This window comes from Myroides phaeus, from assembly GCF_009799805.1.
Lineage (GTDB): Bacteria > Bacteroidota > Bacteroidia > Flavobacteriales > Flavobacteriaceae > Flavobacterium > Flavobacterium phaeum_A.
In genome coordinates, this window is record NZ_CP047050.1 from 433,436 (window position 1) to 453,633 (window position 20,198).

Genomic DNA, 20,198 nt, shown 5'->3' on the forward strand with positions numbered 1-20,198 from the left:
TTCTATAAAAACGGTTTATAGAAAACACTCTTCGTTATACGTATAATCATCAAGCGTAATCGGCATTTGATTTGCTTCTTTAAGATTTTGTTGCGCTTCGTTATACTTATCTACTTTCGAAGCAGCCTTTGGACCTTTTATCGTTCCTAATAAATTTTGAATACGATCTAATTCTTGTTTTTGTTCTGCTTTTAAATACCCTTCAGCAGTATCACAAACTTGCTTAAATGTTTTACCTCCGACAATCTTTAAAAAAGCAGCATCTGTTTTATCGTTATCTATACCTTCATCTTCCGTATAAAATATATTCATATTTCCGATAATCTGAATTGCTTTTTGTAGACGCAGCTGGTCTTTCTCTACTAAAGAAGTCATCATCGCGTCTTCTGAATCCATATACGTATCCATCGTTTCACCAGACAATTTCAATTCTTTGGTTTCTACAGTTTCTTGTACAGTCTCTACAGTGACCTCTTCTGTTACCGGAACCTCAACTTTCTTATCTTGACAACTCGCAACACATAGTGCAAAAGTCAACAATCCTAATCCTGCTTTTTTCATACTTTAAAAAAAACAAATGTATAAGAAAAAAGAAAAGGAGAGATAAAAAACTTATCTCTCCTTTAACCAAACCAAATCTCTATAAAGACACAACTATCTTTTGTTTATACTATTTATTCTAAGTCACCAAACTTACCTGCATTGAAGTCATTTACAGCTTCAATTAACTCATCTCTTGTATTCATTACAAAAGGTCCATAGTGTGCAATTGGTTCGTTTAGCGGTTCTCCTGATAACACTAACACTACTGCATCTTCTAAAACCTCAACAGTAAATGCTTCTCCATCTTTTGCCATATGTGCAACGTGGTCTGTTTTTACAATTGTAGTATCATTAACTTTAATTTCTCCTTCTAAAACTAACAACATTGTAGTGAAATGAGAAGGAAAAGTAAAGGTAGTTTTAGCACCTGTTTTAGCTTTTAAATTAAACATATGCATTGGTGTAAACGTAGAAGCTGTTCCTTTTGTTCCTTCAAATTCACCTGCAATTACCTCAACCAATCCCATATCATTTGGCAATTGATGTTTTGCCATTTTATCATTTTCAATCGCTTGGTATTTAGCAGGTCCTTTTTTGTCTTCTCCTTTCAAGTTTACCCATAGCTGTACCATTTGAAACTCTCCTCCTGTTTTACTCCACTCTGTTTCGTGAAACTCTTTGTGTAAAACACCTGATGCAGCAGTCATCCATTGTACATCTCCTTGCCCAATGATACCACCTCCACCACTGCTATCTCCGTGTTCAACACGCCCTTTATAAGCAATTGTTACTGTTTCAAATCCTTTGTGTGGATGAACACCAACTCCTTTTGGAATTTGAGAAGGTGGGAACACGAATTTTGAGTTATAATCAAACATAATGAACGGGTCCATTTGTTGCATACTCATATTTGGCATACCTGGAATAAAGTTATGTACTCTAAAACCATCTCCTACAAAGTGTGCAGGCTGTGGTGCTACTATTTGTTTAATATTTCTTGTTTTCATATCTCTTTGTTTTTTGTACTACAAAGTTACAACCACACCTTCCCTTTTACACTTAACCTACAACAAGAAAAGGCGAACACATTGGTTCGCCTTTCTTTATTTGGTATTCACTTATACCTATTACTTAATCTCTACTTTTATTCCTTCACTGTGTGCACTCATTTCAGGAGCGTACATATTTTGTAATGTAGTAATACCATTAGAGAAGAAACCTGCTGTATTTGCTCTTAAATCATATTCAAAAACATAGCTTCCTTTGTTTAATCGAGAGATAAAGAAATTTGTTGATGCATCACGTGTTTCCTCGTAATAACCAAACTCTCCTCTCCATCTGTAACCAGAGAAAACATTTGTTGGTTCAAAACCACTTGCTCTCATATCCTTAATGTGAACAAAGTCCATATTTCTATCTACAACAATTTCTAAACGTACTGCTACTTTATCACCAACCTTAATTGGAGTATCTGTTGTAATCTGTCTCAAGACTTCTCCTTTGTCTGTATTCACACGCAAGAACAATTGTTTATTGAACTTAACTCCTGTATGTGCTGCTGTGATTTTATCTAAATCCTCAAAATACTGCCAGTACATTGCTCCCCAAGCTACACCAGGAGAAGTTTTTTCTACCTCAACAGTTGCCATTTGAGGAGTAATTTCTCCTTTAGACCAAGACTGTTTTACGTAACCACTTCCCATTTGACTATCTTTTGTTAAGTCAATTGGCGTACCACCAACTTTTACTGCAATTCCCTTATCAGAATCTGCCCAAGACTTGCCAATATTCAATAAAGCATAAATAGCTCGAGTAGTAGCCTTTGTAGAGTTCCAAGCTGTTGTTTGTTTGTTTTTCAACAACCACACTTTCATTTCTTCTAACGCTTTGTCTTCTTTAGATACAACCTCACTGTAAGCCTCCATAATCATCACTTGTGTTTCTACAGGCGAGTCATACCAGAACCATCCAGGTTTATTCTCTTTCCAATACATTCCCATTTCATCCGAATCTACTGACAACTCCATTATGCTCTTAATTGCTGTACTTGCCAACTGGTTTTTACCATATCGTTTAGCTACTACCGCACGCATTGCTTTGCTGTATAAACCTACATTAAGTTTACTATCCTCTAAATTCTTTAAATAGAAATTAAGCATTACACCGTGTTCCTCTTTCATTTTAAAGTCATCTTTAAAGAAACTTCTCACATACAAATAATGAAGATTAATTGGGTTGTAGCCCATCTCTGCCTTTTTCAGTAATTCATTATACACTACAAACTGCTCTTGGTCTACAAATCGAATTGCTCTATCTAACATTCCCTTGTAAGCAACTCCCATATCTTCATTTAACATTCCCATCTTTTTCAAGTTCCCAAAACCTTCTACGATAGATTGTGTAATGTATAAATTAGAGTTACTACCACTAAACCAAGGGAAACCTCCATCTGCATTTTGCATTTCAAGCAATTTGTCAAAAGACTCTGTGCGCTCTTGTTGCATTTTATTCAAGTCAAACAATAAAGCAATGCGCTTCATTTGTTCTTCTTCACTTTCTGCTTGCATTAACCAAGGAGTTTCTTCAATCAAGATATTTCTCAACTCTTTATTTTTCTCTAAACGAGATACCAACTCTCCTTTAGAATTCCAATTGTCAAATACACTTTTAATACGAGGATTGCTATTCATAATAGAAGTAGAAACTACATTCCCGTAAAACTTATTGAACATTCCATTGGCATTTGACGAATGATAATCTCTCAACGATGGAAGCGCAAATACAGCATTCCACAATGGGTTTGTAGTCATTTCAAATGTCAATAAGAAATTGTCTTGTGTTGATGAATTACCTTCTTTCAACTTATCTAACGTGAAGAACTTGTTTTGTCCTTCTTTCACATAGATAGGCATTGTTTCTGTTACCATCATACGATTTGAAAGAATAGGCAATGCCGACTCCTCTCCATCGCTAAAGTCACCTGCTTTTGCAACCACGCGATAAACCACAGCTTGAATACCATTAGGCACTTTTATAGTCCACGTACTTACTGTTGATTCTCCTTTACCTACAGCGATTGCTTTTACCTTGTCATCATTAGCAAACGAAGCATCAATTGGTTCCATTGTAAATGCGTCAAAAAGCAATAAAGCAACTGTTCCATTCACTTCTTTATCAGAAAGATTTGTTGTCTTATTAGAAATTACAACCTCATCTCCTTGACGTAAGAATCTTGGCATATTAGGAACAACCATCAAGTCTTTTTGTGTGCGTACTTTTTTCTCTATATAACCTGTACGCAAATCTTTACTATGAGCCAAAGCCATAAACTTCCATTGCGTTAACGCTTCTGGCATTGTAAACTCTAACTTGATATTGCCATCCTTATCCGTTTTTAACTGTGGATAGAAAAATGCTGTCTCATTCAGATTAGTTCTTGTTTCCACATTCCCTAATTCTACCAAAGCACCTTCTTTCGTTGTAATCAATACTGCACCTTTAGCACCTCTAACTCCATATAAAGCCGTAGCCTCTTCTGGAGACAATACTTTCATTTCAACTATATTTTTTCTATCTACTTCCACACCTTCTTCGGCAACTACTCCATCTATAATTTGAAGAGGCGAATTATTGGCATCTCCACTTCCAAACGATATTTCACTTTTTCCACGTACTTTTTGTGCACTTGGTGCAGCCATTACAGCACTTTCCTCCATTACATAATTTGCATCAGCACTCATAGCCATCGTTCTGTACATCATACGTTGTGTATCTGCAAATCCAATATTGAAAGTCTCTAACGTAATTGGCATACCAAAATACACAGACTCATAACTAAAGTAATTTCCTACAGCGTTACTTGTATATGTAATATTATTGAACGCATTATTGAAGTTGAATCTATCGTTATTAGTATAGTATTTCTTTCTCTTGTAAAAAGAAGAAGAAAATGAATTAGAAGCAAACTCATCTAAAGAAGCATCATACATTCCTGCTAATACTTCCGACAACACTTTGTCTTTGTCCAATCCTGAAATAGTCAATGTCCACGTTTCTTTCTGACCTGGTGTCAACTTATCTCTGAATGAGCCAACCTCGATATTTAGTTTACCTATTTCGTTGTTAACACTAATCAATCTTCTATCATTTTGGTAGAAGTTGTGTTTCACTGCTGAGAAATACACTGAAATAGTATTTTCATCTTTAACAGGTACTTCAAACTTCACAGCCTTCTTACCTACTTTCAATGTTTTTTGAGTTACAACACTTTCTTTAGAAATCACAGAAACAACAACAATTGTATTCTCTTCTCCCGACTGTAAAGAGTACGTTACCTTATCACCTACTTTGTAAGCGCCATCTCCTCCTTGTATATCAAGCAAGTCATACACTTGACGATTTTTCTCATTTGTATTTACAACATTGACTTGTTTATCTACTGTTATCTTTTCTCCATCCTTGTCAACTACAAACCCTTTTACAATGTAAGTACCACTTGCTAACTTAGAAGCATCTTTCCAATTAAGCTCTTTTGCTTGTGCAGTATCAAAACTCGCTTTAAAAACTTGAGCTCCTTCTTTCCAAGTAGCTTGATCTAACTCTTGTGCATAAGGTAAATAAGGGAACAACTTAACAAACTCATCGTATGTATATGCCTCCTCTTTATTTCCAGATCTCAAACCTGTATTTAGCATACGCTTTGGATATGGTGCTTTCAACTCATAGATTGCAACCTCTCCTTTAGCAGGATAATCAACACCATTCAGATTTGTTGTATTTAATTTGATTGTTTCTAAGTCGGTTGCTGTTACATTAGCCCCTACTTTTAAGTCAAGCAATACACCTCTATCTCCTACTGTAACAGAAGACGACTCTGTATGTGTTTCTCCATTGACATCCGTTACCTCAACATTTACCACATAGCGATATGTACGAGGATTATCTTTATCCTTTTTCTCATTAGCAGGAATAGCAGTAAAGTCTATAACAAACTTACCATCCTTATCTGTGATTGTTTCTCCTTGTGTAATCTGCTCTGGTTTTTCATAACGCATAAACATACGTCTATACCAAGGTAAGTAAGGCCATAAAGTAGCACGTGTTACTTTATACGTAACTTTAGCCTTATCGATATTAGCACCAGAAAAAGCAACAGCACTTCCCTTAACAGATACTTTTTCATTTAACTGAAAACTTTCTGTTACCTTATCCATTGTTACCTCAAACTTTGGACGTTTGTATTCTTCTACTTTGAACATCTTAGAGCCACCTATTCCTTTTACTCTGATATAGAAGTTTCCTAACTTACCAGAAGCAGGCAAAGCAAATGACCCTTGTAATGATCCGAACTCATTTGAAATAGCGTCAATACTATTGATTACTTCATTGTTTGTATTAACCAATTCAACAGTATATTTCACATTTGTAGACACTTTCTCAGTAAGCCCTTTTATTTCTGTCAATATGGCTTTAAAATAAACTGTTTGTCCAGGTCTATATATACCACGGTCAGTAAATAATTTACTTGAAATACTCTCTACATCATCGCTGTATTTATCTTTTCTTGGGTTATAATAATAATTTCTATAAAACACGTCTTCCCCATCAATCGAATAAATACGTTGAGAAGATTGCATATCAAGAGTAAGTGTATGTTCTCCTTTTGAATCCGTAGTAATTACTGTTTCCCAATAATTCTTATCTCTCTTATTAGAAATACTATTAGATACACGAATACGCTTATTCACTAAGGGTTCTCCTGTAGCACGGTTATACGCACGAAGTTTGTTTTCTCCTAAAATAATCACATTAGAAGAAACACTAAGCTCTGTATAACTTACTACATCTTTTTCTTTCTCTAATCTATCAAAAGGAGCTGTACTTGTCATAATAGCATAACGCCCCATTTTTAATGGTTTTAATGCAATACGCGTACTATGAACTTTGTTATCATCATACTTCTTAACATCAATAGTATAACTATCTACTACTTTGTCTTTCGTAGAAATATACTGATACCCCTCTTTTTCGTGTACATCATATTTAAACTCATAATCTGCAACAGGTTCAGTTATCTTAACTACTTGTACAAATACTTTATCAGTGTTCTTGTAACTGATGTTTAATGGAGCAATCTCATTAACATCGAGCATTTGAATTGTAGATATACTCAAGTCAGGATTAGTTACAAGCTTTTGATAATCTGTAAACATTTTTAATTGCCCCTTATCTGCTGACAAAGAAAACAATCTTAATGCCTTTTGAGCATAAGCAATAACCTCTGTTCCTTCTACTTTTAACTCCGAATTTTCATTCGTCTGTTCAAACTGTCTGTACAAAAATTGTAAGTATGCTTTTGATAGATCCAGATTCAATGGATAATCTTTTAGCAATTGTTTGTACTTATCGTTTTTAGTAGTTGCTGTCCAATCATATCTAAAGTCTAATTCAAACAAGGCAGTGTAAACTACTAAATCTACATTCTTGCGATTAGCCACTTCATTTTTAACCTCATCGATTAACTTATAAGCCTTGTCTCTATTCAAGTCTTGCTCTGCTTGAGGAACGAAGCTATAAAGTCCATTCAACAAAACAGAAGCGTAATCTAAACGCACTGCCTCATACAAGGTATAATTAGAAAAGTCTACTTTGCTGTCTTTGTCATAAACAAACATATCCTTCCAATCCTTTACTAATACAGTTGGATTCTTCTTCAAAAGCGTCAAAGCACTTGAATAGAACTTATCAACGCGTTGTTCTAATTGACTTAACGTCATAAAACGTACATCAGTAGCACTATCTGTTTCTTGCTCTGTTCTATTTCTAAACTTATATGAGTTTTCACTTTTGTAAATCGTATATAACTGCCCTTGATAAGCATCAAGCATCGCAGCATAAACCCCAGTAGCAGTTATACGTTCTTTTTCAAATACCTGAAAAACTTCGTTTACATTAAACTCACTATCATCTTTAGTTGCTATATCAATCTTAGCTTGATAAAAAAGAGCTTTCAATACACTTGGATAGTCTTTTTCTTTACGCGATAAGTCAAGTACTTCCTTAACCTCTGGCGCAAGGCTTTTTACTTCATAGCCTTGTTCTTTTTTAGCAATACTCTCCCACAATGCCTTAATTTTAGGATTTGGTGATTGTCCAAACCCTACTATTGGAGCGAGTATCATTAAAAATATATTCATTTTTTTCATAATCCGTTCAAATTACTTTTAGATAAAAATAAGTCTTTATCTCTACAATACTATATTCTATAAACAAAAAAAGAGGCGCTATAGTATAGCACCTCTTGAATTTTAATATCTTTTTTTTAATTTACAGTACGCTTAGGACCTTTTGCTTCAGGCCATTCTTGACGTTGCCCTTTATCATTCATTGGCAAGACAATCTTATCTCTATTTACCAATTCTTCTTCCTCACTTGCTTTATAAGCTAAAATTGCAATAAGAATAGCATTGCTCTGTACATCGTCATAAACTATTTTATCAGCCGTATCTCTTGTTGTATGCCAAGTATATCCTCCATACCCCCAACTAAGAGAACTCAACATAAATCCAGGAATATCTTTACTTACGAAAGATACGTGATCAGAACCTCCTCCTGAAGGAGAACCTGGAAAGTGTGTTTTAATTTCACTCTTATACTTAGCTGGTACTGCGTGTAACCAATCTGTCAAATACTGGTATGAGTTTAGAAACCCTTGTCCTGAAATATTAGCAACACGACCTGTTCCGTTATCTTGATTAAATACAACCTGTATTTTATTGTGCAACTCTGGATGATCAGCAACAAAAGCACGCGAACCATTTAACCCTTGTTCTTCACTTCCCCAATTACCGATTAAAATAGTACGCTTAGGATTAGGCAATATTTTCTTCAAAATACGTGTAGCCTCCATCATTGTGATAATACCCGTTCCGTTATCAGTAGCTCCTGTTCCTCCATCCCAACTATCTAAATGTGCCGATAAAATAACGTACTCATCAGCTTTCTCACCACCTTTTAACTCAGCAATAGTATTATATGTTTTTGCAGTACCCAAATCTTTAGATTGTGCATTTACATTAATCTTTGGTGCTTTGCCATTCTCTGCTAAACGGAACAATAATCCGTAATCTTCCACTGACAAGTCAATCGTAGGCACTTTCATTGTTTCTGCTCCAAAAATTCTATTTGCCCCCATTATACCTGTCCAATATGACATAACAATACCAGCAGCTCCAGCTTCTTCTAAAACTTTAGGTAATTCCTTAGCTGAATATCCTGTATTAGCAATTCGCTGGTTCCATTCTTCAGCATCCGTTCTACGTTGTTCCTTCATCTTATCATAAGACTCAGCTGTTGCATACTCTTTCCATTGGTAATCTGGTCTTCCAGAAAACTGATGTTGAGAAATCATTACAAACTTACCTTTCACTTTTGGTAACCAAGCGTCAAACTCTGCTTTATTCTTAGCATCTACTAAAACAACTACCTCTCCTTCTACACCATTCTTCTTTGTAGCCGGACTCCAAGCTAATTGTGTTCCCTCTAATGACTTTATACGTGGTGATGTCATTGTAATCTGAGTAGTACCTCTCTCCCAAGCTTTCCAAGTTCCATACACTTCATTACGAGCCTCAAGTCCCATTGCTTGGTATTGGTTAACAACCCAATTATGCGCATCCATCATTTGCGGTGTTCCTACTAAACGAGGCCCAATTACATCCATCAATTCAAAAGCATAGTTCTTTAATTGTGAATTTTCTGTTCCCTCTTTCACGATAGCATCTACTATCGGATCAGCTTTCTGTGCAGATGCCATAACACTTGTCATAAGTGCAATACCAAGAACACTATGTTTTACCACAGTATTCAAGTTTAAATTAATTCTCATAGTTGATTGATCTATTAGTTTGAATGGCCAAAATACATATTTAAGCTAAGGTGTACAACCCTTTTTATTTCTGTATTATCAATTAAACACAGTGAAAATTATCACCTCAACAATTCTTACAGTCTTCTTTTATCAATTTAATGACAAACATAGAATTATAAAAAGTACATTATTCAATCTGAATATAATTCAGAAACTCTTTGCTTTTTTATTTTTCAAAACTCTTATTCATTAGTAACGTGAATACCTATAATCTATATTATTTAAGAGATTCTCAAATATTTACATCATCGTTTCTACCGCTATTAGATGCCGTATCTTTGCCTCAAATTTTTAATAAGTAACTTTTAAAACAATGAAAAACCTGAAAGGAATTTTTTTCGCATTAATTTCTTCTGGTACATTTGGTTTGGTGCCTTTGTTCTCCTTACCGTTAATTGTACCTGAATTGCGACCAGAAGGGGTGGCAGCTATCGGCATACCGACCATCCTATTTTACAGATTTCTATTTTCTTCTGCTACAATGGGAGCCGTATGTGTGTATAAGAAAACAAGTTTAAAAATATCTATTAAAGATTTAGCAGTCGTCTTTTTCTTGGCGTTATTGTATGCCGCAACAGCCAAGTTTATTGTTGACTCTTATGAATACATCGCAAGTGGTTTAGCAACAACAGTTCACTTTTTATATCCCATCTTTGTAAGTATTGTGATGATTCTTTTCTACAAAGAAAAGAAATCAATAGTCCTATTAATCGCTTCTTTACTTTCTCTAATAGGAGTTGGAATGATGTGTTGGCACGGAGAACCATCTCCGGCTTTGTTTAAAGGACTTATCTTAGCTGCGATAACAATCTTTACATACGGACTATATATCGTCGGTTTAAACAAGTCGAGAATTGCAGATATGAACTTTGACTCTTTAACGTTCTATGTATTGTTAATGGGCTGTTTAATCTTCTTATTCTATTGTTTGGTAACAACAGGTATAGAACCAATCACTTTAAAAAACGATTGGATGAACTTAATTTTATTAGGTTTCTTTGCAACGTTTATATCTGATTTATGCTTAGTATTAGCAGTAAAACACGCGGGATCAACAATTACTTCTATTTTAGGTTCAATGGAACCTGTAGTAGCTGTTTTAGTAGGTACATTGTTCTTTGCTGAACACTTTGATTTTATCTCAGGTATTGGACTAATGTTTGTTTTACTATCTGTAACACTTGTTATTCTATTTAATAAAAAGCCTACTTAAGGCAACTTTATATAACAACAAAAACTCCGCTTCAGTACTAAACCGAAGCGGAGTTTTTTTATAGGATAATTAAATATTTACTTCATTTCGAGTTGTCCTTTCCCTTTACTTAAAGTAAGTACCAGCCATATTAAAGCACCTTCAAACAATAGTGAAATACCTAAATAAACATAAAAATCTACTGCCTTTAAGTAAGTATTATAATCAAAAATAGATACTCCTTTCCCCTCAAAATAAAATTGATAAAAGCTATATAAAACAAGGAGTACTAATAATAAAATTAGCGCTATTTGGTAAAAAGTCTTTTTCATAAGTTAATCTTCTTTGAATTAAAAATACGAAAAAAAACTATTCTGAATTACTTCTTTGAAGATGGAATGTACTTCTTTTGGATAAAATAAAAAGCAATACCACCTGCGATATAACAGAGAACATCAATGAAATCGCCAGTATATCTGGGATTATGCTGAGGTAAATACCATTCAAAATACACTGAAAAATAAAAGACAATAGTCATAATCATCAAAGGAGATAATAGAAAGGTATAGCCTTTCCATTGTTTTAAAACTGCTAAAGTAAGCCACGCAGTAAGAGGTACTGCTAATAAATCGTTGACATAATTATTGACAAAAGAAGGTAGTACTATCCCCAATCGTTGCAGTACATATATTATAACTCCAAGAAGCAACATACCGATAAACAACCTATGTTTTAATATTCTCACGCTACTACCACTCCAATAAACCAAGCAATAAACATCACTATTGCCATAAATACTATCCAAACACCATAGATGAGTTTAAACACTAATCTTACCAATAACCAACGATGATTAGTCATTGCACTAAAAAAGCGATCCACTTTACTTGGTCCCTTTAATATTTCGATGCGTTCTTTCTCTTTAATGTAGTCTTGTCTTTCTTGCTCACGACGCTTTACTAAATCAAGTATAGCACCACAATGTTCACATTCTTCAGCATTAGCATTGAACTCTCCACAGTTATAACATCGAATATGAACTTGACCTTTTGACATCTTTTATTTAAATCTGTTCAAAACTACATTTTTACATTAAAATAAAAAAGTCTTTGTACATAACTATACAAAGACTTTTTCGATAAAATATATAAAGCTAATTACATCTACTATTTTGTATGAGCATTATGTGCTCCGTGCATTCCTCTTCTGTGCTCCATTACTTCTAAATTCTCATCAACGAAATACGCACTACCAAATCCGTTTACATAAGATCCTTTTACTGGTTTGAAGTTGAACATAATAAAGTCTTCTAAGTCACCTAATACCTCAACAACTTTACCGTGTCTTTCTTTTAAGTCTACCATTGCCTTTTCATATAATGGATTCTCTTTTCCCACTAATTCTGCAACTGTATCTAAAGTTAGACGATGTCTTGCATATAATTGTTTAGAAGCACTCTCATCTTCTACAAACATAAAAGATACTTGCTTTCTATCTCTCAAGTTCTTTGTGTGTTTAGCCATAAAAGAAACTAAGATTTGAAAGTCGTTTCCAACTCTTGAATAAGGTGCAGTACTTACCAAAGGAGTTCCATCTTCATTGATTGTAGCCATCATAATTGACTTGCATTCATTGATTAACTCTTCAACTTTTGGAGCTTTTGGTTTCACTTTACTTTGGTCGAAATTTGGGTTTGTTGTATTTGTACTCATGATTATGCTATTTAATTATAATGCGAATATAATAAATTATTTAAACTAAATAAAAATAACTATATCTGTATTTATCCTATTTTTTAAAATTTAACTAAGTGTTAATTAGCACAAAAGCTTTTTAAAACAACAAAAGCGAAGAAATAATCCCTCGCTTTTGTTATATGTAAAAACATCTTCAATACCTTTTAAATATCGTACTGATAAATATAATCATCCATTACATACCCATTGCCAATATCAAATGTTTCTGACTTGATACATTTCAACCCATTTCGCTCATAGAAGCTAATTGCTTTGGTATTTTGCTTATTCACTGTTAAGTATACAGCAGTAGCCTTTTGTGCTTTGGCATAGTCAATAACACGCGCCAACATCACCTTACCTACTCCCTTTTGTTGTTGGTCTGTATCTACATATATCTTAGAAAGAAATACGCGATTGTCTTCCATCAGTTTGTAGTCCAAATATCCTAATAGTTGGTTGTTCTCAACATACAATTCCCATACATAGCCTTGTTCTATTTCTCCAAATATTCTCTCGTTGCTATACATCATTGGCAACATATAAGCTATCTGCTCTTCTGTAATAATTGTACCATAAGTCTTTGGCCAAATCTTATCTGCTAACGGGCGAATTAATTGAACATTATTTCTATTAACTAAATGAAAACCGTTTGTTGCACTAATAATAGTACTATCTGCTGCTATATTAATTTGCATAACTATGTAATTGTTATATTAACTCTGAATAACAAGAATACGATTTGTTTATCAAGTATGAAATACTTTTTTAATCAATCACTCTCCTCCAAACTAAACAATTCCTCAACTGTAGTCTTGAGAAACTTACTCAGTTTTAAGGCTAATACAGTAGAAGGAACATACCGATTCGCTTCTATAGAATTAACTGTCTGTCGAGAAACAGTTAACAAATCAGCTAATTCCTGCTGGGTTAATCCGCAACGAGTACGTTCTATTTTTACGTTATTCTTCATTGTTACTTTTTTTCAATTTTCGCAATTGCAGTTCAAACATTAAAGTTATAAAAACCATCATTGTAAATACTCCCATTCCTGCTGATATCCGCCCAATCTCTTCTTCGTCTGCAACAAGGCTAAAAATATTATTTATTAACACATATATTATCAAAAAAACAATAGCACCTGTCATCGTGTTTAATCTCAACTGCACAAACATTTCGTCATCCTCTTTTCTTTTTGTCCAAAACAATATCAACAAAGCTAAACTGACAATTGTAAGCATAATTTCTTTGCTGTAATCTCCATATTGTTTTAGAAAATCTCTAAACACAAAAGCTATAATAATGTCTAATAATATTATAGCAATTACTACCCATTTAAAGTAGTTTGGAAATAAAGGTAAGTTTCTCATAAGTTTTAAATTTTATAGTCACAAATGTAAAATAAACTTTACAATTAGACAAACAAACTTTACATCAAAAACAATACATTAATGATGTCACACACAAAACATACTTACTATCTCTAACCCTACGATTACTTGATAATCCTCCCACAATTGTCCGACTATTCTCCGACAAAAATAATTCTATCCCAGTATTTTCGGGCTATACAGGGATTATACACGAACAATTGTCGGACAATTGTCGGATAATTGTTGAACAAGCTACTTATATTCCATCTATATATTGGTTATACTAACATTCCGAATCTACCTCTACAAGTGGTTAAAAAGCAGTATATCACAAAAATAAAGTTTTAAATTCCTAACTAAAAATATCCCATTTCCCTTTATAATAGATCGAAAACAACTAAAAAAGTAAACAACTACATCATATTAGTTTCAAAAAAAGACTAAAATAGTTCCTATTACCCTCAATTTAAACTAAGGTTAAGACAATAAACTATTTAACCAAAAAAATAAGGGCTGTACTCTCATTTTAGAATACAGCCCTTATCCAAATTATATAACGTTTAACTACAAAATTATCCTTTGTAATTTGTCAAGAAGTCAACTAATGTACGTACTCCACTACCAGTACCACCGTTTCCTTTGTAATCTCTTGGAGAATCCATCCAAGCTGGACCAGCGATATCAATGTGTACATATGGATGTTTAGCGAAGTGCTCTAAGAATTTACCAGCTGTGATAGTACCAGCAAAACGTCCTCCAATATTCTTCATATCAGCTACGTTTGATTTTAATAAATCTTTGTAGTCATCCCAGAATGGCAATTGTGCTAAACGTTCGTGAACATTGTAACCAGACTTAACGATGTCTTGAATAACATTTTCTTCGTTACCCATAATACAAGAAGCCATATCTCCTGCTACTACTAATGCTGCTCCTGTTAATGTAGCTGCGTCAATAATAACTGCAGGTTCATATTGGTTAGCATAAGCAATAGCATCAGCTAAAATCATACGTCCTTCTGCATCTGTGTTCAATACTTCAATTGTCGTTCCATCATACATAGTAATAACGTCACCAGGTGCATAAGCATCTCCACCAGGACGGTTATCAGTAGCAGGAATTAATCCAATTACGTGAACGTTTACTTCGTTTAATGCCGCAGCATAAATAGTACCTGCCATACAAGCAGCCCCCCCCATATCACTCTTCATTGAGTCCATAGATCCCGCTGTTGGTTTTAAACTTAAACCTCCTGTATCATATACAACACCTTTACCAACTAATACAATTGGTTTTTTGTTGATTGGGTTAGCAGGTTTGTACTCCATTACTGTAAATGTTGGTTGCTCAACAGAACCTCTGTTTACAGCTAATAAACCACCCATTTTCAACTCTTCAATTTCTTTGCGCTCTAAAACTTTTACAGAGAAATTAGCTTCTTTTCCTAACAATTCAATCTCTTTCGATAATTGTGTTGCAGTTAAAAAGTTTACCGGCTCATTTACCATTGTACGTGCCCAATAAACAGCTTTGATTGTATTGTTTAAGTCAGCGATTTGCTTTGCAGTGAAATCTCCTTTTACCTCAACATTAGTTAAAGCGTATTTCATTTCCTCTGCTTCCTTGAAGTATTTCAAGAATTGGTAGTTAGACAACATAAACCCTTCAGCTAATGCTAAAGTAGCTTCACCGTTTCCAACGATGCTTAAGTTATCTGCTTTCTTATCTAATTGTTTGCGGATATTAAATCCTGCTAAACGCATTTTTTCTAAATCTGTATTCTCTTTTACGAAGAAGAAATATTGACTTCCTACTTTAGCGAAGTCCTCTTCTTTTTTGCTTTCTTCAAAGCTTTTTACGAAGTCATTTAAAAACTCAGGAACAACTACAGCTCCTTTATTGTCTTTGCTTAAAACGAAAACTACATTTCCGTTTGTCTTAACGTCATTTACAAGTTGTATCATCTTTGTGTATTTATATTATTGCAAATATACATTTTTTTAGACTCAACTAAAAAAACACTATACTTGAGTTTCAGAAAAGCTTTCCAACACCACCAAAAGCCACCATACAATAGGTACACTTTCAACCCAAAAAAGGGTGTATATCTTCGTTCTCTCTCTTGAAGCATACCAAATAAAGAAAAGAGTTAGCAACACAATAACAAGATTATTGCAAGCTTGGATAGGTTGATAACCTACTTTAAAAAATTCGATTACATAAAAGGGAATTAACAATAATGTCAACATCCATTTGGTATTGACAACCCCTAAAGTTTGAGGTAATGTTTTTAGTTTACTATCGTCAAATTGCAAGTCCACTATCTCGAAAATCCCTATTAATATCAGCACCAAGATAAAACGTTGTGCAAACTTAATTCCAATGTCCCAACTCAATTCCAATCCTGCATTAACAATCGGAACAATCAAAGTAACTGTTGCCCAACAAAGGCAAACTATATAAACTTTTAACCCTGCCCAATTGCGGAGGTTCGGTATTTTATCATTGATAGGAATAGCGTAAAAAACAGATAGTAATAGGAGACTAACCGTTACTAATTGTGCCTTTAAATTAAGCAAGAAAAAACAGATTGTACCTACAACTAATGCTAATAAACTAACAGCAACTATCGTCTTGAATTTACGGGATAAGCTATATCTATGACGATATACAAAATCGGCATATTTAATAAAGTTGTATGAAAAAAGTGTTCCTGTGAACGCCATAGCAGAAACAACACCATCAAATGGCAATCGACAAAAGTAAAAGGTCATTTGTACCAGAGCGAAAACTGCAACCGATACGTGAATACTTCCATTTAAATAAAAATCAATTCCCTTGTTCTTCATCAAATCCATAAGTATTCTGAAATAATTATCAAATAGTATTATAAGTTTTCAAAATTAAAAGTAATATTCGACAAAATGTCAGATTAATGGTTATTTTTGTGTGCTTAAACACAACTAATATTTAATTGTCCAAATGAAAACAAACGCATTTGCTTTAAGACACATTGGTCCTCGTCCTGAGGACTTAGCACAAATGTTTAAGACTGTAAAGGTTGAAAACATCGAGCAACTGATTGACGAAACGTTTCCAAACGCTATTCGTTTAAAAGAAGATTTAAATCTTGCTCCAGCAATGAACGAATATGAATACTTATCACATATTCAAGCATTGGGTAACAAAAATAAAATATTCCGCTCTTTTATCGGTTTAGGATACAACGAGGCTGTAGTACCTGCAGCTATTATTCGTAATGTATTTGAAAACCCAGGATGGTATACTGCTTACACGCCGTATCAAGCTGAGGTGGCACAAGGTCGTTTAGAGGCTTTGTTAAACTTCCAGACAACTGTAATCGAATTAACAGGAATGGAGATTGCTAACGCTTCTCTTTTAGACGAGGCAACTTCTGCTGCTGAAGCTATGATCTTGTTATTTGACGTTAGAACAAGAGATCAAAAGAAAAACAACGTTGTTAAGTTCTTCGTTTCTGAAGAGATTTTACCTCAAACTTTATCTGTATTACAAACAAGAGCAACACCTTTTGGAGTTGAATTAGTTGTTGGTAATCACCAAGAGTTTGACTTCTCTGAAGAATTCTTTGGAGCAATGTTACAATACCCTGGAAAACACGGTATCGTAAATGACTACGCTGATTTTATTCACACTGCAAAATCTAAAGACATCAAAGTAGCTGTAGCTGCTGATATCTTATCTTTAGTTTCTTTAACTCCTCCAGGAGAAATGGGAGCTGACGTTGTAGTTGGTACTACACAACGTTTCGGTATTCCATTAGGATATGGAGGTCCTCACGCTGCTTATTTCGCTACTAAAGAAGAATACAAACGTAGTATGCCTGGACGTATTATCGGTGTTTCTAAAGACGCTGATGGTAATACAGCTTTACGTATGGCTCTTCAAACTCGTGAGCAACACATCAAACGTGAGAAAGCTACTTCTAACATTTGTACTGCTCAAGTATTGTTAGCTGTAATGGCAAGTTTCTACGCTGTGTACCACGGACCAAAAGGATTGCAAGCAATCGCTAACGGTGTACACGCAAAAGCGGTTACTTTAGCTGCAAGCTTAGAGAAATTAGGAGTTGAACAAACAAATGCTGCTTTCTTTGATACAATCACTGTAAAAGCTGATGCTGAAAAAGTAAAAGCAATTGCTCTTGAGAATCAAGTTAACTTCAATTATATCGATGCTAACACAATCTCTATTTCTTTAAACGAAACTGTAGAATTAAAAGACATCAACACAATCGTAGCTATTTTTGCTAAGGCTGTAGGTAAAGATGCTTTTGAAGTTGTTGCATTAGACGAAACTACTGTTAAATACCCAGCTAAATTAAAACGTACTTCTACGTTCTTACAACACGCTGCTTTTAACAGCTACCACTCTGAAACAGAGTTAATGCGTTATATCAAAAAACTTGAGCGTAAAGATTTAGCATTGAATCACTCAATGATTTCTTTAGGTTCTTGTACAATGAAATTAAACGCGGCTGCTGAGATGTTGCCTTTAAGTAACCCACAATGGAATAATGTTCACCCATTCGTTCCTGCTGATCAAGCACAAGGGTACTTAGAAATGTTGAAAGACCTTGAAGATAAATTAAGTGTTATTACTGGTTTTGCTGGTACAACATTACAACCAAACTCAGGAGCGCAAGGAGAGTACGCTGGTCTTATGACTATCCGTGCTTACCACCACGCAAGAGGAGATTTCCAAAGAGATATCGCTTTAATCCCTGCTTCTGCTCACGGTACTAACCCTGCTTCTGCTGCTATGGCTGGAATGAAAGTTGTAGTTACTAAAACTACTCCTGAAGGAAATATCGATGTTGCAGACTTGAAAGCTAAAGCTGAACAATACAAAGACAACTTGTCTTGTTTAATGGTTACTTATCCTTCTACACACGGAGTTTACGAATCTGCTATTATGGAGATTACTCAAATCATCCACGATAATGGAGGACAAGTGTATATGGATGGTGCTAATATGAACGCACAGGTTGCTATTACAAACCCAGCAAATATTGGTGCTGACGTTTGTCACTTAAACTTACACAAAACATTTGCTATTCCTCACGGAGGTGGTGGACCTGGTGTAGGACCAATCTGTGTTGCAGAACACTTAGTTGAGTTCTTACCTTCAAACCCAATAGTAAAAGTAGGTGGTAAAAATGCTATCACTTCTATTTCTGCTGCTCCTTATGGTTCTGCTTTAGTATGTTTAATCTCTTATGGTTACATCGCGATGTTAGGAACAGACGGATTGAAGAAAGTTACACAACAAGCAATCTTAAATGCTAACTACCTTAAAACTCGTTTAGAAGAGCATTATTCTATTCTATACACTGGTGAAAAAGGTCGTGCTGCACACGAAATGATTCTTGATGTACGTGAGTTTAAAGACAAAGGAATTGAAGTTACTGATATTGCTAAACGTTTAATCGACTACGGATTCCACGCTCCAACGGTATCTTTCCCTGTTGCTGGTACATTGATGATTGAACCAACAGAAAGTGAAAGCTTAGAAGAGCTTGACCGTTTCTGTGATGCAATGATCTCTATCCGTAAAGAAATTGAGAATGCTACTATTGAAAACCCAGTGAATGAGTTGAAAAACTCTCCTCATACATTAGCTTTATTAACTGCTGATAATTGGGATTTACCATACTCAAGACAAAAAGCGGCTTATCCACTACCTTATGTAGCTGAAAACAAATTATGGCCTTCTGTACGTCGTATTGACGATGCATACGGAGATAGAAACTTAGTTTGTTCTTGTGCTCCTATTGAAGTATATATGGAAAACTAATCCTAACGGATTTATAGATATGAAAAAGCACCATCATTAGATGGTGCTTTTTTTATGCTCAATAGAGATTTTTTACTCTTCGATAATATAATTTCTAATGTGATGTTCTTTAGCAAACTCTCGTTGTAAATCTTTCAACTTAATCGCATCGTGATTTAATTCCATAGACAGCTCTTCTAACTTCGTATAATAGTGTTGCATATCGCTATTAGTTAAACTATCTGCTTTTGCGCTCATTTCTAAGTAAACATCTAATGTTGCATCACTTCCTCTCATATAAGAGATCAAAGCGTCTCTCATGGGCTTTACATCCTCTTCTAAGTCCATTGCCAAGTACTCTTCAATTGAATTGGCAATATATTCTTTAGCTTCTGTTGCTCTTCCTTTGATTACAACAAAATCTGATGGTTTTTCTATTCTGCTTTCTATGTTGTAAACAGCTTCCATTTTAGAAATAGTAGAGTTCCACTTTGAAACACTTAAATTCAAATCAGCTTCTCTATTCTTACAAGAAGTTAATAAGAACAAACCTGCAAATAGGCCTATTATAATTTTCTTCATATCTACGTATATTTAAACACAAAAGTATC

The 20,198-nt window shown here is 34.5% G+C and carries 16 protein-coding genes; 2 read left to right on the forward strand and 14 right to left on the reverse strand.

Annotation, left to right across the window (positions count from 1 at the left end; translation table 11 throughout):
• Positions 1–15: 15 nt before the first annotated feature.
• From GQS07_RS02060 to GQS07_RS02075, 4 genes are all read right to left on the reverse strand, one after another.
• Complete coding sequence (locus GQS07_RS02060) at positions 16–561, reverse strand: hypothetical protein (RefSeq protein ID WP_158209405.1); 546 nt, start codon at positions 559–561, stop codon at positions 16–18.
• Positions 562–674: 113 nt separating this feature from the next.
• Positions 675–1,550, reverse strand: a complete 876-nt coding sequence (locus GQS07_RS02065; RefSeq protein ID WP_158209406.1) for a pirin family protein — start codon at positions 1,548–1,550, stop codon at positions 675–677.
• A 120-nt stretch (positions 1,551–1,670) separates the two neighbouring features.
• Entirely contained in the window at positions 1,671–7,739 is a 6,069-nt protein-coding gene (locus GQS07_RS02070; RefSeq protein WP_158209407.1) for an alpha-2-macroglobulin family protein, read from the reverse strand.
• 125 nt (positions 7,740–7,864) lie between these two features.
• Entirely contained in the window at positions 7,865–9,430 is a 1,566-nt protein-coding gene (locus GQS07_RS02075) for a M20/M25/M40 family metallo-hydrolase (RefSeq protein WP_158209408.1), read from the reverse strand.
• A 355-nt stretch (positions 9,431–9,785) separates the two neighbouring features.
• Between GQS07_RS02075 and GQS07_RS02080 the strand changes: the two genes are divergently transcribed.
• Entirely contained in the window at positions 9,786–10,685 is a 900-nt protein-coding gene (locus GQS07_RS02080) for a DMT family transporter (protein ID WP_158209409.1), read from the forward strand.
• Positions 10,686–10,762: 77 nt separating this feature from the next.
• On the opposite strand, the gene GQS07_RS02085 is transcribed toward GQS07_RS02080, so the two are convergent.
• From GQS07_RS02085 to GQS07_RS02125, 9 genes are all read right to left on the reverse strand, one after another.
• On the reverse strand, positions 10,763–10,996 hold the full coding sequence (locus GQS07_RS02085; protein WP_158209410.1) for a hypothetical protein: 234 nt from the start codon (positions 10,994–10,996) through the stop codon (positions 10,763–10,765).
• 47 nt (positions 10,997–11,043) lie between these two features.
• Positions 11,044–11,337, reverse strand: coding sequence for a hypothetical protein (locus GQS07_RS02090; protein WP_233269299.1), 294 nt, complete (start codon positions 11,335–11,337; stop codon positions 11,044–11,046).
• Between the two features lie 68 nt (positions 11,338–11,405).
• Positions 11,406–11,720: a hypothetical protein gene (locus GQS07_RS02095; protein ID WP_090405313.1), complete on the reverse strand. Its 315-nt coding sequence runs from the start codon at positions 11,718–11,720 to the stop codon at positions 11,406–11,408.
• A 110-nt stretch (positions 11,721–11,830) separates the two neighbouring features.
• Positions 11,831–12,376, reverse strand: coding sequence for a HugZ family protein (locus GQS07_RS02100; RefSeq protein ID WP_158209411.1), 546 nt, complete (start codon positions 12,374–12,376; stop codon positions 11,831–11,833).
• Positions 12,377–12,564: 188 nt separating this feature from the next.
• The gene (locus tag GQS07_RS02105; RefSeq protein WP_158209412.1) at positions 12,565–13,098 is read right to left on the reverse strand and encodes a GNAT family N-acetyltransferase; all 534 of its coding nucleotides are present in this window, start codon (positions 13,096–13,098) and stop codon (positions 12,565–12,567) included.
• A gap of 74 nt (positions 13,099–13,172) precedes the next feature.
• Positions 13,173–13,373, reverse strand: coding sequence for a helix-turn-helix transcriptional regulator (locus GQS07_RS02110; RefSeq protein ID WP_158209413.1), 201 nt, complete (start codon positions 13,371–13,373; stop codon positions 13,173–13,175).
• Entirely contained in the window at positions 13,363–13,770 is a 408-nt protein-coding gene (locus GQS07_RS02115) for a hypothetical protein (protein ID WP_158209414.1), read from the reverse strand. Before GQS07_RS02115 ends, GQS07_RS02110 begins: the two co-directional genes overlap by 11 nt.
• 575 nt (positions 13,771–14,345) lie before the next feature.
• Positions 14,346–15,737: a leucyl aminopeptidase family protein gene (locus tag GQS07_RS02120; protein ID WP_158209415.1), complete on the reverse strand. Its 1,392-nt coding sequence runs from the start codon at positions 15,735–15,737 to the stop codon at positions 14,346–14,348.
• A gap of 57 nt (positions 15,738–15,794) precedes the next feature.
• On the reverse strand, positions 15,795–16,622 hold the full coding sequence (locus GQS07_RS02125) for a hypothetical protein (protein WP_233269300.1): 828 nt from the start codon (positions 16,620–16,622) through the stop codon (positions 15,795–15,797).
• Positions 16,623–16,755: 133 nt separating this feature from the next.
• Here GQS07_RS02125 and gcvP point away from each other — a divergent pair, with 133 nt between their 5' ends.
• Entirely contained in the window at positions 16,756–19,608 is a 2,853-nt protein-coding gene (gcvP, locus tag GQS07_RS02130) for an aminomethyl-transferring glycine dehydrogenase (RefSeq protein ID WP_158209417.1), read from the forward strand.
• Positions 19,609–19,680: 72 nt separating this feature from the next.
• Here the strand turns inward: gcvP and GQS07_RS02135 are convergent, their stop codons facing one another.
• Positions 19,681–20,169 (reverse strand): hypothetical protein, encoded by a 489-nt coding sequence (locus GQS07_RS02135; RefSeq protein WP_158209418.1) that lies wholly within the window; start codon positions 20,167–20,169, stop codon positions 19,681–19,683.
• Positions 20,170–20,198 lie beyond the last annotated feature (29 nt).

Excerpts from the sequence above, each read along its gene's own strand:
- GQS07_RS02085 (WP_158209410.1), bottom strand. The coding sequence starts at position 10,996 with ATGAAAAAGACTTTTTACCAAATAGCGCTAATTTTATTATTAGTACTC.
- GQS07_RS02110 (WP_158209413.1), bottom strand. The coding sequence starts at position 13,373 with ATGAAGAATAACGTAAAAATAGAACGTACTCGTTGCGGATTAACCCAG.
- GQS07_RS02065 (WP_158209406.1), bottom strand. The coding sequence starts at position 1,550 with ATGAAAACAAGAAATATTAAACAAATAGTAGCACCACAGCCTGCACAC.
- GQS07_RS02120 (WP_158209415.1), bottom strand. The coding sequence starts at position 15,737 with ATGATACAACTTGTAAATGACGTTAAGACAAACGGAAATGTAGTTTTC.
- GQS07_RS02125 (WP_233269300.1), bottom strand. The coding sequence starts at position 16,622 with ATGAAGAACAAGGGAATTGATTTTTATTTAAATGGAAGTATTCACGTA.
- GQS07_RS02080 (WP_158209409.1), top strand. The coding sequence starts at position 9,786 with ATGAAAAACCTGAAAGGAATTTTTTTCGCATTAATTTCTTCTGGTACA.
- GQS07_RS02105 (WP_158209412.1), bottom strand. The coding sequence starts at position 13,098 with ATGCAAATTAATATAGCAGCAGATAGTACTATTATTAGTGCAACAAAC.
- GQS07_RS02070 (WP_158209407.1), bottom strand. The coding sequence starts at position 7,739 with ATGAATATATTTTTAATGATACTCGCTCCAATAGTAGGGTTTGGACAA.
- GQS07_RS02115 (WP_158209414.1), bottom strand. The coding sequence starts at position 13,770 with ATGAGAAACTTACCTTTATTTCCAAACTACTTTAAATGGGTAGTAATT.
- GQS07_RS02060 (WP_158209405.1), bottom strand. The coding sequence starts at position 561 with ATGAAAAAAGCAGGATTAGGATTGTTGACTTTTGCACTATGTGTTGCG.
- GQS07_RS02135 (WP_158209418.1), bottom strand. The coding sequence starts at position 20,169 with ATGAAGAAAATTATAATAGGCCTATTTGCAGGTTTGTTCTTATTAACT.
- GQS07_RS02075 (WP_158209408.1), bottom strand. The coding sequence starts at position 9,430 with ATGAGAATTAATTTAAACTTGAATACTGTGGTAAAACATAGTGTTCTT.
- GQS07_RS02100 (WP_158209411.1), bottom strand. The coding sequence starts at position 12,376 with ATGAGTACAAATACAACAAACCCAAATTTCGACCAAAGTAAAGTGAAA.
- GQS07_RS02095 (WP_090405313.1), bottom strand. The coding sequence starts at position 11,720 with ATGTCAAAAGGTCAAGTTCATATTCGATGTTATAACTGTGGAGAGTTC.
- gcvP (WP_158209417.1), top strand. The coding sequence starts at position 16,756 with ATGAAAACAAACGCATTTGCTTTAAGACACATTGGTCCTCGTCCTGAG.